Here is a 16,061-nt window from a genome sequence, read left to right as displayed (position 1 = left end):
CGTCGGGCCTCAGGGAGTGAGTTCGTCTGTCGACCGCCATCCTCACCGGACAGCCGGTCCCCGGATCGTCGCTCGAGGGCGATCTGCGGTCCCTCGGCTTCGACGTGCGGGTCGCCACCGACACCGGTGACGCCGAGACGCTCCTGGCCGCCGTGCCGGCGGATCAGCGCGTCGCGATCGTCGACAGCCGCTTCGTGGGTCATCCGCACGCCTTGCGGCTCGGTCTGACCGACCCCCGCTTCCCGGCCGCCGCCGTCCCCGGTGCCGTCACGGCACAGCCCACCGCCCGCCAGGCGCTCACCCGGGCCCTGGCCCGCGAGACCTCCGCGGCCACCGGCGGCGCGCCGGTCGTCACCGGAAACCTCGCCGAGCGCCTCGCCGAGGCCCTCGACGCCGACGGCGTCCCGGTCCACCGCCCCGAGCTGGGCACGCTGGTCGCCGCCGTCCCCGCCGACCCCCAGGCCCGCAACGAGGCCCGCCAGGCGGTCTCGGCCGTCGACGACGAGGCCATACGTCTGCGCAGCGCCGTCAAGGCCCGCGACGGCTTCTTCACCACGCACTTCATCAGCCCCTACTCGCGCTACCTCGCCCGCTGGTGCGCCCGCCGGGGCATGACCCCCAACCAGGTCACCACCGCCTCGCTGCTCACCGCCCTGATCGCGGCGGGCTGCGCGGCCACCGGCACCCGCGGCGGCTTCATCGCCGCAGGCGTCCTGCTGATCCTGTCCTTTGTCCTCGACTGCACCGACGGCCAGCTCGCCCGCTACTCGCTTCAGTACTCCACGCTCGGCGCCTGGCTCGACGCCACCTTCGACCGCGCCAAGGAGTACGCCTACTACGCGGGTCTCGCCCTCGGCGCGGCCCGTGGCGGCGACGACGTCTGGGCGCTCGCCCTGGGCGCGATGATCCTTCAGACCTGCCGGCACGTCGTGGACTTCGCCTTCAACGAGGCCAACCACGACGCGACCGCCAACACCAGCCCCACCGCCGCCCTCTCGGACCGCCTCGACAGCGTCGGCTGGACGGTCTGGGTGCGCCGGATGATCGTCCTGCCCATCGGGGAACGCTGGGCACTGATCGCCGTCCTGACGGCGGCCACCACCCCCCGGATCACCTTCGTCGCCCTGCTCGTCGGCTGCGCGTTCGCGGCGACGTACACCACGGCGGGCCGTGTCCTGCGCTCGCTGACGCGCAGGGCCCGAAGGACCGACCGGGCGGCGCAGGCGCTGGCGGACCTGGCGGACAGCGGGCCGCTGACCGAGCTGCTGATCCCCGTGCTGCGGGGCAGGGCCCGCGGCACCGCCCCCCTCAGCGCTGCCGCCGGCGCTCTCCTGGTGGTGCTCGGGGCCTGGTTCTTCGGCCCCTCCTGGCAGCTCGTCCTGCTCGCCGGCGCGTATGTCCTGCTGGCGGCCGAAGCCGTAGCCCACCCCCTCAAGGGCGCCCTCGGCTGGCTCGTCCCGCCCTTCTTCCGGGCCGCCGAATACGGCACCGTCCTCATACTGGCGGCCAAATCCGGGGTGAACGGAGTACTGCCCGCGGCTTTCGGGCTGGTGGCGGCCGTCGCCTACCATCACTACGACACGGTGTACCGCATCCGCGGCGACGCCGGCGCGCCGCCGCGCCGGCTGGTGCGCGCCGTCGGGGGGCACGAAGTCCGGACGCTGGTGGTCACGATCCTGGCCGCGCTGCTCACCGCGGCGCAGTTCAAGGTCGCGCTCACGGTCCTCGCCGTCTACGTGGCCCTGGTGGTGCTCGTGGAGAGCATCCGCTTCTGGGTGTCCGCCCACAAGGTCGGTGCACCCGCCGTACACGATGAAGGAGAACCCGCATGATCGGCCTTGTGCTGGCGGCCGGCGCCGGACGGCGTCTGCGCCCCTACACCGACACCCTGCCCAAGGCTCTGGTGCCGGTCGGGCCCGCGGGTACAGAGGACGGCCTCACGGTCCTGGACCTCACCCTCGGCAACTTCGCCGAGGTCGGTCTGACCGAGGCCGCGATCATCGTCGGCTACCGCAAGGAGGCCGTGTACGAGCGCAGGGAGGCCCTCGAGCGGAAGTACGGCCTGAAGCTCACCCTCATCGACAACGACAAGGCCGAGGAGTGGAACAACGCCTACTCCCTGTGGTGCGGCCGTGACGCCCTCAAGGACGGCGTGATCCTCGCCAACGGCGACACCGTGCACCCCGTCTCCGTGGAGAAGACGCTGCTCGCCGCGCGCGGCGACGGCAAGAGGATCATTCTCGCCCTCGACACGGTGAAGAACCTCGCCGACGAGGAGATGAAGGTCGTCGTGGACCCCGACAAGGGCGTCCGCAAGATCACCAAGCTGATGGAGCCGTCCGAGGCCACCGGCGAGTACATCGGCGTCACCCTCATCGAGGGCGAGGCGGCCGGGGAGCTGGCCGACGCGCTGAAGACGGTGTGGGAGACCGACCCGCAGCAGTTCTACGAGCACGGCTACCAGGAGCTCGTCAACCGCGGCTTCAAGATCGACGTGGCCCCCATCGGCGACGTTCCGTGGGTCGAGATCGACAACCACGACGACCTGGCCCGAGGACGGGAAATCGCGTGCCGGTACTGACGAGACTCATTCCCTCGCCGGTCGTCGTCGACATCCGCCCGGGTGCCCTCGACGACCTGGCCGGCGTGCTCGCGGACGAGCGCATCTCGCACTCGGGCAAGCTGGCCGTCGCCGTCAGCGACGGTTCGGGCGCCCGGCTGCGCGAGCGGCTCGCGCCCAGCCTGCCCGGCGCCACCTGGTACGAGGTCGGCGGCGGCACCCTCGACGACGCGGTGCGGCTGGCCGGCGACATGAAGGCGGGCCACTACGAGGCGCTCGTGGGCCTGGGCGGCGGCAAGATCATCGACTGTGCCAAGTTCGCCGCGGCGCGCGTCGGCCTGCCGCTGGTCGCCGTGCCCACGAACCTCGCCCACGACGGCCTGTGCTCCCCCGTGGCCACCCTCGACAACGACGCCGGCCGGGGCTCCTACGGCGTGCCGAACCCGATCGCGGTCGTCATCGACCTGGATGTCATCCGTGAGGCCCCGGTGCGCTTCGTGCGCGCGGGCATCGGCGACGCCGTGTCGAACATCTCCGCGATCGCGGACTGGGAGCTGGCCAACCGCGTCACCGGCGAGAAGATCGACGGGCTGGCCGCGGCCATGGCCCGGCAGGCCGGCGAGGCGGTGCTGCGCCACCCCGGCGGCATCGGCGACAACGGCTTCCTCCAGGTGCTGGCCGAGGCCCTGGTCCTCAGCGGGATCGCCATGTCGGTGTCGGGCGACTCCCGCCCGTCCTCCGGCGCCTGCCACGAGATCAACCACGCGTTCGACCTGCTGTTCCCCCGGCGCGCGGCCGCTCACGGCGAGCAGTGCGGACTGGGCGCGGCCTTCGCGATGTATCTGCGCGGGGCGCACGAGGAGTCGGCGTACATGGCTCAGGTGCTGCGCCGGCACGGGCTGCCGGTACTGCCGGAGGAGATCGGCTTCACGGTGGACGAGTTCGTCCGGGTCGTGGAGTTCGCCCCGCAGACCCGACCCGGCCGCTACACGATCCTCGAACACCTCGACCTGAAGACCGACCAGATCAAGGACACCTACGCCGACTATGCCAAGGCCATCCGTAGCTGAACTCCGCCCTGTCGTCCACCCGGCAGGGGTGAAGGACCGGCGCAGTGGTGAGCACTGGGCGGGACGCCTCTACATGCGCGAGGTCTCGCTGCGGGTCGACCGTTACCTGGTGAACACCAGGGTCACGCCCAACCAGCTCACCTACCTGATGACCGTCTTCGGCGTCCTCGCCGCCCCGGCCCTGCTGGTGCCGGGCATCGCGGGCGCCGTGCTCGGCGTGGTGATGGTCCAGCTCTACCTGCTCCTCGACTGCGTCGACGGCGAGATAGCCCGCTGGAAGAAGCAGTTCTCGCTCGGCGGGGTGTACCTGGACCGGGTCGGCGCGTATCTGTGCGACGCGGCGGTGCTGGTCGGCTTCGGTCTGCGCGCCGCCGATCTGTGGGGTTCCGGGCGCATCGACTGGCTGTGGGCCTTCCTCGGCACCCTCGCCGCGCTCGGCGCCGTCCTGATCAAGGCCGAGACCGATCTCGTCGGTGTGGCCCGGCACCAGGGCGGGCTGCCGCCGGTCAAGGAGGCGGCCGCCGAGCCGCGCTCGTCCGGTCTGGCGCTGGCCCGCAGGGCGGCCTCGGCGCTGAAGTTCCACCGCCTTGTCCTCGGTATCGAGGCATCCCTGCTGATCCTGGTCCTGGCGATCGCCGACGCGGTCCGCGGCGACCTGTTCTTCGAGCGGCTCGGCGTCGCCGTGCTGGCCGGCATCGCGCTCCTGCAGACGCTGCTGCACCTCGTGTCCATCCTCGCCTCCAGCAGGCTGAAGTGAGCGGCGACATAAAGGTCGGGGCGGTCGTCATCACGATGGGCAACCGCCCCGCCGAGCTGCGCGCCCTCCTCGACTCGGTCGCCAAACAGGACGGCGCGCCCGTAGAGGTCGTCGTGGTCGGCAACGGCTCGCCCGTCCCGGACGTCCCCGACGGCGTCCGCACCGTCGAGCTGCCCGAGAATCTCGGCATCCCCGGCGGCCGCAACGTCGGCATCGAGGCGTTCGGGCCCGGCGGCGGCCGGGTGGACGTCCTGCTCTTCCTGGACGACGACGGCCTGCTCGCCCGCAACGACACCGCGGAGCTGTGCCGTCAGGCCTTCGCCGCGGACCCGGAACTCGGCATCATCAGCTTCCGGATCGCCGATCCCGACACCGGCGAGACACAGCGCCGCCACGTGCCGCGTCTGCGTGCCTCGGACCCGATGCGCTCCTCGCGGGTGACCACCTTCCTGGGCGGCGCCAACGCCGTCCGGACGAAGGTCTTCGCCGAGGTCGGCGGACTGCCGGACGAGTTCTTCTACGCCCACGAGGAGACCGACCTGGCGTGGCGGGCCCTGGACGCGGGCTGGATGATCGACTACCGGTCGGACATGGTCCTGTACCATCCCACGACCGCGCCGTCCCGGCACGCGGTCTACCACCGGATGGTCGCCCGCAACCGGGTCTGGCTGGCCCGCCGCAACCTTCCCGCCGTTCTCGTCCCGGTCTATCTGGGCGTGTGGATGCTGCTGACGCTGCTCCGCCGCCCCTCCCGGGCCGCCCTGAGGGCGTGGTTCGGCGGCTTCAAGGAGGGCTGGACGGCTTCGTGCGGTCCCCGGCGGCCCATGAAGTGGCGTACGGTGTGGCGGCTGACCCGACTGGGCCGGCCTCCGGTGATCTGACAAGCTCGATAGTCGGAGAACAGCGGGTGGGGCCCATGTCCCGGCTCCCACCCGTGTGCGGGCAGGCCGCGCGTTTCGAAAACGGAGAGTTTGCCAACCTGTGAGAGAGACAACGCATGACGGCGGTGTCGTGGTGAGCGACCGACCGTCGCCCGACGACGGGCTGACCGCTGCCGACCTGGCCGCCAAGTACGGACTCTCGGTGAGCGGTGCCCGGCCCGGACTCGCCGAGTACATCCGCCAGCTGTGGGGGCGGCGTCACTTCATCCTCGCCTTCTCGCAGGCGAAGCTCACCGCCCAGTACAGCCAGGCCAAGCTCGGACAGCTGTGGCAGGTCGCCACCCCGCTGCTGAACGCGTTCGTGTACTACCTGATCTTCGGGCTGATCCTCAAGGCCAGCCGGGGCATGTCACACGGCACGTACATCCCCTTCCTGGTGACCGGTGTGTTCGTCTTCACCTTCACCCAGAGTTCGATCATGGCCGGTGTCAGGGCGATCTCCGGGAATCTGGGCCTGGTGCGCGCCCTGCACTTCCCGCGGGCCTCGCTGCCCGTCTCGTTCTCGCTCCAGCAGCTTCAGCAGCTGCTCTTCTCGATGATCGTGCTGTTCGCCGTGGCCGTGGGCTTCGGCAGCTACCCGAGGCTGTCCTGGCTGCTGATCGTCCCGGTCCTGGTGCTCCAGTTCCTCTTCAACACGGGCCTCGCGCTGATCGTGGCCCGGATGGGCGCAAAGACCCCGGACCTCGCCCAGCTGATGCCGTTCATCCTGCGCACCTGGATGTACGCCTCCGGGGTCATGTTCTCCCTGCACACCATGCTCGCCGGCCGCCCCGAATGGGTGATCCGCGCGTTGCAGGTGAACCCGGCCGCCGTCTACATGGACCTCATGCGCTTCGCGCTCATCAAGGACTACGGTGCCGAGAACCTCCCGCCGCACGTCTGGGCCATCGCGCTCTTCTGGGCCGTGGCCGTGGCCGTCGGCGGGTTCGTGTACTTCTGGAAGGCGGAGGAGCGGTACGGCCGTGGCTGAGCAGAACTCCGGGGCCAGGATCCCCACCGTCATCGCGGACGGGCTGCACATCGTCTACCGCGTCAACGGCGCCAAGACCGGCAAGGGCAGCGCGACCGCCGCTCTGAGCCGCATCGTCAAGCGAGGCTCCGACGACTCGGCGCGCGGGGTGCGCAAGGTGCACGCCGTCCGGGGCGTCTCCTTCGTCGCCTACCGCGGCGAGGCCATCGGACTGATCGGGTCCAACGGCTCCGGCAAGTCCACCCTGCTGCGTGCCATCGCCGGGCTGCTGCCCCCCGAGCGGGGCAAGGTCTACACCGACGGCCAGCCCTCGCTGCTCGGTGTGAACGCGGCCCTCATGAACGACCTGACGGGCGAGCGGAACGTCATCCTGGGCGGTCTCGCGATGGGCATGTCCCGCGAGCAGATCAAGGACCGCTACCAGGAGATCGTCGACTTCTCCGGCATCAACGAGAAGGGCGACTTCATCACCCTGCCGATGCGCACCTACTCCTCCGGCATGGCGGCGCGGCTGCGCTTCTCCATCGCTGCCGCCAAGGACCACGACGTCCTCATGATCGACGAGGCCCTGGCCACCGGTGACCGCAAGTTCCAGAAGCGCTCCGAGGACCGCATCCGGGAGCTGCGCAAGGAGGCGGGAACGGTGTTTCTGGTCAGTCACAACAACAAGTCGATCCGTGACACCTGCGACCGCGTCCTGTGGCTGGAGCGCGGTGAGCTGCGGATGGACGGCCCGACCGAAGAGGTCCTCAAGGAGTACGAGAAGTTCACGGGCAAGTAGTCCCGCATGACCAAGGGCCCGGCCGGAGCGTTCCGGCCGGGCCCCGCGTGTGCAAAGGAAGCGCCAACTCCGCCTGGGCATAGGAATCTTGACGCCAATCGGTGTGTTGTTGTGATCTGCGGGACACCCCGCCGAAGCTCCGTTAGTTGTACAACGTAAGCTGTACCGGTGCTGATTCGCGGCAACTGGGGCGATAATGCCCTACACCCCCTACCCGCCGCGCTGTGCGGACGGCCGGGCGGCGTGTCCGAAATAGGATGTAATGGGTCGGCAGTGTAGAACGGGAGATGTGACGGCAATGGCTACGGAAAGTCTCCAGCTCCGCGAGGCATGTGCCGTCTCCGCGCCGGGCGGCGAGTGGTGACCGAAGCCGGGACGACGCGCACCGGCGACCCGGAGCGCGCCACCCTCGACAAGGCCGCGGGCGAGAACTTCCCCGTGGCGCCGTTCTTCCTGCCCCGGGCCTGGCGTGCCGATCTGATGGCCGTCTACGGCTTCGCCCGTCTCGTCGACGACATCGGCGACGGCGACCTCGCCCCCGGTGGCGCCGACGCCCGCCTCCTCGGCGTGTCGCCCGAGGAGGCCGAAGACCGCCTCGTCCTCCTGGACGCCTTCGAGGCTGACCTGCACCGGGTCTTCGGCTCGACACCGCGCCATCCCCTCCTGCGCCGCCTCCAGCCCACGGTCCGGCGCGCCGGCCTCACCCCCGAGCCGTTCCTCGGCCTGATCGCCGCCAACCGCCAGGACCAGCTCGTCGGACGGTACGAGACGTACGACGACCTCCTCGCCTACTGCGAACTGTCCGCAAACCCGGTCGGCCGGCTCGTCCTGGCCGTCACCGGCACCTCCACCCCCGAGCGCGTCCGCCTTTCCGACGCGATCTGCACGGCTCTGCAGATCGTCGAGCATCTCCAGGACGTCGCCGAGGACCTCGGCCGTGACCGGATCTATCTGCCCGCCGAGGACATGAAGCGGTTTCATGTTCAGGAGACGGACCTCGCCATGAGCGCAACAGGCGCGTCCGTGCGTGCACTGGTTGCGTACGAAGGGGAACGCGCCCGCGGTCTCCTGAATGAAGGCGCCCCCCTGGTGGGTAGCGTCCACGGCAGGCTGAGGCTGCTGCTCGCGGGCTTCGTGGCGGGAGGAAGGGCGGCGATCGGCGCGATCGCCGCCGCCGATTACGACGTACTTTCCGGCCCGCCCAAGCCCGGCAAGCTCCGGTTGCTGCGCGAGGTGGGCGTGACTCTGCGAGGAAAGGGGTGATCCGGACCGTGGAGCCGGAACAGCATGTGTCCCCGCCGGTACTCGCCGCGTACAGCTACTGCGAGGCCGTGACCGGACAGCAGGCCCGGAACTTCGCCTACGGCATCAGGCTCCTGCCGACGCCCAAGCGCCGCGCGATGTCGGCGCTCTACGCGTTCTCCCGACGGGTCGACGACATCGGCGACGGCGCGCTCTCGGCCGACGTCAAGACCGCACGGCTGGAGGAGACCCGGGCGCTGCTCGACCGCATCCGGGACGGACGGGTGGGCGAGGACGACACGGACCCGGTCGCCGTCGCCCTCACCCACGCCGCCGCTCACTTCGCGATCCCGCTCGGCGGTCTGGACGAACTCATCGACGGCGTGCTCATGGACGTACGCGGCGAGACCTACGAGACCTGGGACGATCTGAAGGTCTACTGCCGCTGCGTGGCCGGGGCCATCGGACGTCTCTCGCTCGGCGTGTTCGGCACGGAACCAGGGGCGCGCGGCGCGGAGCGCGCGCCGGAGTATGCCGACACGCTCGGGCTTGCGCTGCAACTCACCAACATCCTCCGGGACATCCGTGAGGACGCCGAGGGAGGACGCGTCTACCTGCCCGCCGACGACCTCGCCAAGTTCGGCTGCTCGGCCGGCTTCGCCGGACCGACCCCGCCCGAGGGCTCAGACTTCGCCGGCCTCGTGCACTTCGAAGTGCGCCGGGCCCGCGCCCTGTTCGCCGAGGGCTACCGGCTGCTGCCCATGCTCGACCGGCGCAGCGGCGCCTGCGTCGCCGCCATGGCCGGTATCTACCGCCGGCTCCTCGACCGCATCGAGCGCGAGCCCGAGGCCGTGCTGCGCGGCCGGGTCTCACTGCCGGGACGTGAGAAGGCGTACGTCGCCGTGCGCGGCCTCTCCGGCCTCGATACCCGGAACGTCTCCCGGCGCATGGTCAGGAGGCGCGGCTGATGGGCGGCCCCCTGCGCGGTGTGGCCACCGGCGAAAAGCGGCAGGCAACCCTCCGGTGCGGCGCGGCGTCCCTGACTGCGACGGTCCGCCGTGCATCGTTCAAGCAGCATGGCGGCCCGGCAGGGGAGGAACGACTATGAGCGACGGCACACACCCGGAGGACCCGCCCGCGGACATCCCGGCCCACCGCGGGATGCCGTCCGCCTCCGGAGCGTCCGCCGTGGTGGTCGGCGGGGGGCTCGCCGGGATCACGGCCGCGCTGGCGCTCGCCGACGCCGGTGTGGGGGTCACCCTGCTGGAGGGACGGCCGCGGCTGGGCGGCCTCGCCTTCTCGTTCCACCGGGGCGAGCTGACCGTCGACAACGGCCAGCACGTCTATCTGCGCTGCTGCGCCGCTTACCGCTGGTTCCTCGACCGCATCGACGCCTCCGCGCTGGCACCCTTGCAGGATCGTCTCGACGTGCCCGTTCTCGATGCGAACGGCACCCCGGGACGACGGCTCGGCAGACTACGGCGCGACGCGCTGCCCGTACCCCTGCACCTCGGGCGCAGCCTGGCCACCTACCCCCATCTCTCGTTCGCCGAGCGTGCCAGAGTCGGGCGTGCCGCACTGGCGCTCCGAGCACTGGACCTCGCGGATCCCGCGCTCGATGCGCAGGACTTCGGCAGCTGGCTGGCCGCGCACGGCCAGTCGGCGCGTGCCGTCGAGGCACTGTGGGACCTGGTCGGGGTCGCCACCCTCAACGCGGTGGCCGGCGACGCCTCGCTCGGGCTCGCCGCGATGGTGTTCAAGACGGGTCTGCTGTCCGACCCAGGCGCGGCCGACATCGGCTGGGCGCGCGTCCCGCTGGGCGAACTGCACGACCGGCTGGCCCGCAAGGCGCTCGACTCCGCGGGCGTCCGTACCGAGGTCCGTACACGCGTCACCTCCATCTCCCCTAACGAGAACGGCGGCTGGAGCGTTCAGGTTCCCGGCGAGCACATCGAGACCGACGCGGTGATCCTCGCCGTGCCGCAGCGCGAGTCGCACGATCTGCTGCCGCCCGGAGCCCTCGACGCCCCCGAGCGGCTGCTCGAGATCGGCACGGCGCCCATCCTCAACGTCCACGTCGTCTACGACCGCAAGGTGCTCGGGTGCCCGTTCTTCGCGGCGCTCGGCTCCCCGGTGCAGTGGGTCTTCGACCGCACCGAGGCCTCCGGGCTGCGCGAGGGCCAGTACCTCGCGCTGTCCCAGTCGGCCGCCCAGGACGAGATCGACGAGCCGGTGTCGGTGCTGCGCGACCGCTATCTCCCGGAACTCGAACGGCTGTTGCCCGCCGCCCGAGGCGCCGAGGTGAAGGACTTCTTCGTGACCCGGGAGCGCACGGCGACGTTCGCCCCCAGCCCCGGCGTCGGGCGGCTGCGGCCCGGCGCCCGCACCAAGGCCCCCGGCCTCTACCTGGCCGGAGCGTGGACCGCCACCGGGTGGCCCGCGACCATGGAGAGTGCGGTCCGCAGCGGTGTCAGCGCGGCGGGCGCCGCGCTGGGCGCCCTGGGCCGGTCCGGCGCCCACCTCCCCGACCTCTTCGAGGAGGCGGCATGACCATGAGCGTCCCCACGCACGGAACCGGTTCCCGCACCCCCGGTATCGCAACAAGAGGAGAGACTGTGCCCACTGTGCCCCCGGCCGAGACGGCCGCTCGAGAGACCGCGGTGGATGTGTCCGCGCTCCTGGAGCGCGGCCGGACCCTGGCCACCCCGGTGCTGCGGGAGGCAGTGGACCGCCTGGCACCGCCCATGGACACCGTCGCCGCCTACCACTTCGGCTGGATCGACGCCGAGGGCAACCCCGCGGACGGCGACGGCGGCAAGGCCGTGCGTCCCGCCCTGGCCCTGCTCTCCGCGCAGGCGGCGGGCCGGGACCCCGAGGCGGGCGTGCCCGGCGCGGTCGCGGTGGAGCTGGTGCACAACTTCTCCCTGCTGCACGACGACCTGATGGACGGCGACGAACAGCGCCGCCACCGCGACACCGTGTGGAAGGTGCACGGCCCCGCGCAGGCCATCCTCGTCGGCGACGCGCTGTTCGCCCTGGCGAACGAGGTGCTGCTGGAGCTGGGCACCGTGGAGGCCGGACGCGCCGCCCGCCGTCTGACCACCGCCACCCGGGCCCTGATCGACGGTCAGGCCCAGGACATCTCCTATGAGCACCGCGACCGCGTCAGCGTCCCGGAGTGCCTGGAGATGGAGGGCAACAAGACCGGCGCACTGCTCGCCTGCGCCTCCTCCATCGGCGCGGTGCTCGGCGGCGCCGACGACGCGATGGCCGACACCCTGGAGAAGTACGGCTACCACCTGGGCCTCGCCTTCCAGGCCGTCGACGACCTCCTCGGCATCTGGGGCGACCCGGAGGCCACGGGCAAGCAGACCTGGAGCGATCTGCGTCAGCGCAAGAAGTCCCTGCCGGTCGTGGCCGCGCTGGCGGCCGGCGGGCCCGCCTCCGAGCGGCTCGGACGACTGCTCGCGGAGGACGCCAAGAGCAGCGACTTCGAGAACTTCTCGGAGGAGGAGTTCGCCGCGCGCGCCGCGCTCATCGAGGAGGCGGGCGGCCGCGAGTGGACCGCCCAGGAGGCGCGCCGCCAGCACACGATCGCCGTGGAGGCGCTGTCCTCGGTCCGGATGCCCCAGGAGGTGCGCGCCCAGTTCACGGCGCTCGCCGACTTCGTCGTCGTACGAAAGAGATGATCAGTATCGGTCGAATACACCTCGCGTAGTCGCCGGCCGGTGCCTCGCCCACTCTCGACCTCGCCCGAGCGGGGGACCTCATGAGCGGACGGGCCCCCATCGCGACGCCCACCGGCCGACGGCGGACCCACAGCAGCACGACTCGCACGACTGCACGAAGGGGAAGCCATGACAGCGACGACCGACGGAAGCACCGGGGCCCTGCCGCCCCGCGCTGCCTCGGCCAGCGAAACCGACGTACCGCTCCCGGAGGCGGCCGGGACGGTCGGCACTCGAGACGCCGCCGAGCGCGCCCTGCGGCGCGCGACGGACTTCCTGCTCGCCAGGCAGGACGACGAGGGCTGGTGGAAGGGCGACCTCGAGACGAACGTCACGATGGACGCCGAGGACCTGCTGCTCCGTCAGTTCCTCGGCATCTCCGACGAGGAGACCACCCGGGCCGCCGCCCTGTTCATCCGTGGTGAGCAGCGCGAGGACGGCACCTGGGCCACCTTCTACGGCGGACCCGGCGAACTGTCCACCACCATCGAGGCGTACGTCGCCCTGCGCCTGGCCGGAGACGCGCCGGACGCCCCCCATATGGCGAAGGCCGCCGCCTGGGTCCGCGACCAGGGCGGCATCGCCGCCTCCCGTGTCTTCACCCGGATCTGGCTCGCCCTCTTCGGCTGGTGGAAATGGGAGGACCTGCCGGAACTGCCGCCGGAACTCATCTACTTCCCGAAGTGGATGCCGCTCAACATCTACGACTTCGGGTGCTGGGCCCGCCAGACGATCGTGCCGCTCACCATCGTCTCCGCGAAACGCCCGGTGCGCCCCGCGCCGTTCCCGCTGGACGAACTGCACACCGACCCCGACGAACCCAACCCGGCCAAGGACCTCTCCCCGGTGGCCAGTTGGGAAGGCGTCTTCCAGCGGCTCGACAAGGCGCTGCACCAGTTCCGCAAGGTCGCCCCGCGCCGGCTGCGCAGAGCCGCGATGAACACAGCGGCCCGCTGGATCATCGAACGGCAGGAGAACGACGGCTGCTGGGGCGGGATCCAGCCGCCCGCGGTGTACTCGGTCATCGCCCTGCATCTGCTCGGTTACGACCTCCAGCACCCCGTGATGCGCGAGGGCATCGCCTCGCTGGACCGTTTCGCCGTATGGCGCGAGGACGGCGCCCGGATGATCGAGGCGTGCCAGTCCCCGGTGTGGGACACCTGCCTCGCGGCCATCGCGCTCGCCGACGCGGGGCTGCCCGCCGACCATCCGCAACTGGTCAAAGCCGCTGACTGGATGCTCGGCGAAGAGATCGTCCGGCCGGGCGACTGGTCGGTACGGCGTCCTGAACTCGCCCCGGGCGGCTGGGCCTTCGAGTTCCACAACGACAACTACCCGGACATCGACGACACCGCCGAGGTCGTCCTCGCACTGCGCCGGATCGCCCATCCCGATCGGGAGCGCGTCGAGAAGGCCATCGAACGCGGGGTCCGCTGGAACCTCGGCATGCAGTCCAGGAACGGCGCATGGGGCGCCTTCGACGTCGACAACACCAGCCCCTTCCCCAACCGGCTGCCGTTCTGTGACTTCGGCGAGGTCATCGACCCGCCGTCGGCCGACGTCACCGCGCACGTCGTGGAGATGCTCGCGGTCGAGGGGCTCTCCCACGACCCGCGCACTCGTCGCGGCATCGAGTGGCTGCTGGCCGAACAGGAGCCGGACGGATCGTGGTTCGGCCGCTGGGGCGTCAACTACGTCTACGGCACCGGCTCGGTGGTGCCCGCACTGGTGGCCGCCGGCATCCCCGCGGCGCACCCGGCGATCCGCAGGGCCGTCTCCTGGCTGGAGCGCGTACAGAACGACGACGGCGGCTGGGGCGAGGATCTGCGCTCCTACCACGACGCCCGGGCGTGGAGCGGCCGGGGCGCCTCCACCGCCTCGCAGACGGCGTGGGCGCTGCTCGCGCTGCTGGCCGCCGGGGAAGGGGAGGGCAAGGCGGCGGAGCGCGGCATCGAGTTCCTCTCCCGTACCCAGAACGAGGACGGCTCCTGGGACGAGCCGTACTTCACCGGCACCGGCTTCCCCTGGGACTTCTCCATCAACTACCACCTCTACCGGCAGGTCTTCCCGCTCACCGCGCTCGGCCGCTACGTCCACGGCGAGCCGTTCACCGGGGCCAAGGTGAGCTGATGAGCCGGAAGCCCGACTCGGCCCCGCTGCTGATCGCCTGCGCGCTCGGCATCGAGCACCTCGCCCTGCGCAGCGGTGACCGCACCGGCGCCGACGGGCGCGTCACACTACTCCGTACGGGTATGGGACCCCGGGCGGCGGAACGCTCGGTCCTCCGGGCGCTCGCCGACCCGCCCCACGCCGGGGCGGCCGTCCTCGCCACGGGGTTCTGTGCGGGGCTGGCGCCCGGTATGCACCCCGGTGACCTGGTCGTCGCCGAGGAGACCCGGGACCCGCGCGGCACCACCGCCTGTGTCCGCTCCGACCTGCTCGTCAAGGAGCTTGTGCGCCGCTTCCCGGGGCGCATGGTCCACACAGGACCGCTCACCGGTTCTGACCACGTCGTCCGTGGTCAGGAACGGTCGGAACTGTTCGCGACCGGAGCGATCGCGGTCGACATGGAGTCCGCGGCCACGCTCCGCAGCGCCGTGCGGACGGGCCCGCGTCCGGTTGCGGCCGTCCGGGTGGTCGTGGACGCTCCAGAACATGAACTCGTCCGGATCGGCACCTTGCGCGGTGGAATATCAGCTTTCCGCGTACTGCGTGCCATCCTTCCCGCTTTCTTCGAATGGCACCGATCCTTGCTGCTCCCCAGGAGGTGAGCCAGATGGCCATGCCGCTGCGCCAGTCCATCAAGGTGGCGACCTATCTCTTCGAACAGAAGCTGCGCAGGCGGGACAAGTTTCCGCTCATCGTCGAGCTTGAACCCCTCTTCGCCTGCAATCTGAAGTGCGAGGGCTGTGGCAAGATCCAGCACCCGGCGGGGGTGCTGAAGCAGCGCATGCCGGTGGCCCAGGCGGTGGGCGCGGTACTGGAGTCGGGTGCGCCCATGGTGTCGATCGCCGGGGGCGAGCCCTTGATGCATCCGCAGATCGACGAGATCGTGCGGCAGTTGGTGGCGCGCAGGAAGTACGTCTTCCTCTGCACCAACGCCATGCTGCTGCGCAAGAAGATGGACGACTTCACGCCGTCCCCGTACTTCGCGTTCGCGGTGCACATCGACGGCCTGCGTGAGCGGCACGACGAGTCCGTGGCCAAGGAGGGCGTGTTCGACGAGGCCGTGGAGGCCATCAAGGAGGCCAAGCGGCGCGGCTTCCGGGTCACCACCAACTCGACCTTCTTCAACACCGACACCCCGCAGACCGTCATCGAGGTGCTCAACTTCCTCAACGACGACTTGAAGGTGGACGAGATGATGATCTCGCCCGCCTACGCCTATGAGAAGGCGCCCGACCAGGAGCACTTCCTGGGCGTGGAGCAGACCCGTGAGCTGTTCAAGAAGGCCTTCGCGGGCGGCAACCGGCGCCGCTGGCGGCTCAACCACTCGCCGTTGTTCCTCGACTTCCTCGAGGGCAAGGTCGACTTCCCCTGCACGGCCTGGGCGATCCCGAACTACTCGCTGTTCGGCTGGCAGCGGCCCTGCTATCTGATGAGCGACGGGTATGTGCCGACGTACCGGGAGCTGATCGAGAAGACCGACTGGGACAAGTACGGCCGCGGCAAGGACCCGCGCTGCGCCAACTGCATGGCGCACTGCGGCTACGAGCCGACCGCCGTGCTGGCCACCATGGGCTCCCTCAAGGAGTCCCTGCGGGCCATGCGCGAGACGGTCACCCAGAACCCCGGAAACGACGGGTGACGTCATGACCGCCGTTTCCTTGGGCGTCCCCGAGGTACCGGCCCGTCCGATCGCCGAGCGACGCGTGTCGCGGCGGATCCACGTCGGGCCGGTGGCGGTCGGGGGCGGGGCCCCGGTGTCGGTGCAGTCGATGACGACGACGCGTACGTCGGACATCGGTGCCACGTTGCAGCAGATCGCGGAGCTGACGGCGTCGGGCTGCCA

At 70.8% G+C, this 16,061-nt stretch carries 16 protein-coding genes; all 16 read left to right on the top strand.

Going from position 1 to position 16,061, the window contains the following annotated elements; translation table 11 throughout:
* Positions 1 to 26: 26 nt before the first annotated feature.
* Positions 27 to 1,832, top strand: a complete 1,806-nt coding sequence (locus tag ABZ876_RS28455) for a DUF5941 domain-containing protein (RefSeq protein ID WP_361787435.1) — start codon at positions 27 to 29, stop codon at positions 1,830 to 1,832.
* The gene (locus tag ABZ876_RS28450; protein WP_361787127.1) at positions 1,829 to 2,581 is read left to right on the top strand and encodes a phosphocholine cytidylyltransferase family protein; all 753 of its coding nucleotides are present in this window, start codon (positions 1,829 to 1,831) and stop codon (positions 2,579 to 2,581) included. The genes ABZ876_RS28455 and ABZ876_RS28450 overlap by 4 nt, the downstream gene beginning before the upstream one ends.
* Positions 2,569 to 3,630, top strand: a complete 1,062-nt coding sequence (locus ABZ876_RS28445; RefSeq protein ID WP_361787124.1) for an iron-containing alcohol dehydrogenase family protein — start codon at positions 2,569 to 2,571, stop codon at positions 3,628 to 3,630. The genes ABZ876_RS28450 and ABZ876_RS28445 overlap by 13 nt, the downstream gene beginning before the upstream one ends.
* Complete coding sequence (locus ABZ876_RS28440) at positions 3,608 to 4,387, top strand: CDP-alcohol phosphatidyltransferase family protein (protein ID WP_361787121.1); 780 nt, start codon at positions 3,608 to 3,610, stop codon at positions 4,385 to 4,387. Before ABZ876_RS28445 ends, ABZ876_RS28440 begins: the two co-directional genes overlap by 23 nt.
* Positions 4,388 to 4,395: 8 nt before the next feature.
* Positions 4,396 to 5,268 (top strand): glycosyltransferase, encoded by an 873-nt coding sequence (locus ABZ876_RS28435; protein WP_361787433.1) that lies wholly within the window; start codon positions 4,396 to 4,398, stop codon positions 5,266 to 5,268.
* 100 nt (positions 5,269 to 5,368) lie between these two features.
* Positions 5,369 to 6,298 (top strand): ABC transporter permease, encoded by a 930-nt coding sequence (locus tag ABZ876_RS28430; protein ID WP_361787118.1) that lies wholly within the window; start codon positions 5,369 to 5,371, stop codon positions 6,296 to 6,298.
* The gene (locus tag ABZ876_RS28425; protein WP_361787115.1) at positions 6,291 to 7,079 is read left to right on the top strand and encodes an ABC transporter ATP-binding protein; all 789 of its coding nucleotides are present in this window, start codon (positions 6,291 to 6,293) and stop codon (positions 7,077 to 7,079) included. The genes ABZ876_RS28430 and ABZ876_RS28425 overlap by 8 nt, the downstream gene beginning before the upstream one ends.
* A 360-nt stretch (positions 7,080 to 7,439) precedes the next feature.
* Complete coding sequence (gene hpnC / locus ABZ876_RS28420) at positions 7,440 to 8,342, top strand: squalene synthase HpnC (protein ID WP_361787112.1); 903 nt, start codon at positions 7,440 to 7,442, stop codon at positions 8,340 to 8,342.
* Positions 8,339 to 9,289 carry a presqualene diphosphate synthase HpnD gene (gene hpnD, locus ABZ876_RS28415; RefSeq protein WP_361787109.1) on the top strand — a complete coding sequence of 317 codons (951 nt, stop codon included), beginning with the start codon at positions 8,339 to 8,341 and terminating at the stop codon, positions 9,287 to 9,289. Before hpnC ends, hpnD begins: the two co-directional genes overlap by 4 nt.
* Positions 9,289 to 9,429 carry a DUF6380 family protein gene (locus ABZ876_RS28410; RefSeq protein WP_361787107.1) on the top strand — a complete coding sequence of 47 codons (141 nt, stop codon included), beginning with the start codon at positions 9,289 to 9,291 and terminating at the stop codon, positions 9,427 to 9,429. The genes hpnD and ABZ876_RS28410 overlap by 1 nt, the downstream gene beginning before the upstream one ends.
* A gap of 53 nt (positions 9,430 to 9,482) precedes the next feature.
* On the top strand, positions 9,483 to 10,871 hold the full coding sequence (hpnE, locus tag ABZ876_RS28405; RefSeq protein WP_361787431.1) for a hydroxysqualene dehydroxylase HpnE: 1,389 nt from the start codon (positions 9,483 to 9,485) through the stop codon (positions 10,869 to 10,871).
* Between the two features lie 2 nt (positions 10,872 to 10,873).
* Positions 10,874 to 12,010 (top strand): polyprenyl synthetase family protein, encoded by a 1,137-nt coding sequence (locus tag ABZ876_RS28400; protein WP_361787429.1) that lies wholly within the window; start codon positions 10,874 to 10,876, stop codon positions 12,008 to 12,010.
* A 168-nt stretch (positions 12,011 to 12,178) separates the two neighbouring features.
* A complete protein-coding gene (gene shc / locus ABZ876_RS28395) occupies positions 12,179 to 14,179 on the top strand; it encodes a squalene--hopene cyclase (protein ID WP_361787104.1) in 2,001 nt (666 codons plus the stop codon).
* Positions 14,179 to 14,820 carry a 1-hydroxy-2-methyl-2-butenyl 4-diphosphate reductase gene (locus ABZ876_RS28390; RefSeq protein WP_361787101.1) on the top strand — a complete coding sequence of 214 codons (642 nt, stop codon included), beginning with the start codon at positions 14,179 to 14,181 and terminating at the stop codon, positions 14,818 to 14,820. Before shc ends, ABZ876_RS28390 begins: the two co-directional genes overlap by 1 nt.
* Before the next feature lie 5 nt (positions 14,821 to 14,825).
* Positions 14,826 to 15,857 (top strand): adenosyl-hopene transferase HpnH, encoded by a 1,032-nt coding sequence (hpnH, locus tag ABZ876_RS28385; RefSeq protein ID WP_361787099.1) that lies wholly within the window; start codon positions 14,826 to 14,828, stop codon positions 15,855 to 15,857.
* Positions 15,858 to 15,861: 4 nt separating this feature from the next.
* On the top strand, positions 15,862 to 16,061 hold a 200-nt coding region (locus tag ABZ876_RS28380), incomplete at its 3' end, for a flavodoxin-dependent (E)-4-hydroxy-3-methylbut-2-enyl-diphosphate synthase (RefSeq protein WP_361787096.1).

It is taken from the genome of Streptomyces sp. NPDC046931, assembly GCF_040644655.1.
Lineage (GTDB): Bacteria > Actinomycetota > Actinomycetes > Streptomycetales > Streptomycetaceae > Streptomyces.
The sequence above is the reverse complement of the archived record's forward strand: the minus strand, read 5'-3'. Positions and strand labels throughout refer to the sequence as shown.

Excerpts from the sequence above, each read along its gene's own strand:
- ABZ876_RS28450 (WP_361787127.1), top strand. The coding sequence starts at position 1,829 with ATGATCGGCCTTGTGCTGGCGGCCGGCGCCGGACGGCGTCTGCGCCCC.
- ABZ876_RS28440 (WP_361787121.1), top strand. The coding sequence starts at position 3,608 with ATGCCAAGGCCATCCGTAGCTGAACTCCGCCCTGTCGTCCACCCGGCA.
- ABZ876_RS28410 (WP_361787107.1), top strand. The coding sequence starts at position 9,289 with ATGGGCGGCCCCCTGCGCGGTGTGGCCACCGGCGAAAAGCGGCAGGCA.
- hpnE (WP_361787431.1), top strand. The coding sequence starts at position 9,483 with ATGCCGTCCGCCTCCGGAGCGTCCGCCGTGGTGGTCGGCGGGGGGCTC.
- ABZ876_RS28400 (WP_361787429.1), top strand. The coding sequence starts at position 10,874 with ATGAGCGTCCCCACGCACGGAACCGGTTCCCGCACCCCCGGTATCGCA.
- shc (WP_361787104.1), top strand. The coding sequence starts at position 12,179 with ATGACAGCGACGACCGACGGAAGCACCGGGGCCCTGCCGCCCCGCGCT.
- ABZ876_RS28390 (WP_361787101.1), top strand. The coding sequence starts at position 14,179 with ATGAGCCGGAAGCCCGACTCGGCCCCGCTGCTGATCGCCTGCGCGCTC.
- hpnH (WP_361787099.1), top strand. The coding sequence starts at position 14,826 with ATGGCCATGCCGCTGCGCCAGTCCATCAAGGTGGCGACCTATCTCTTC.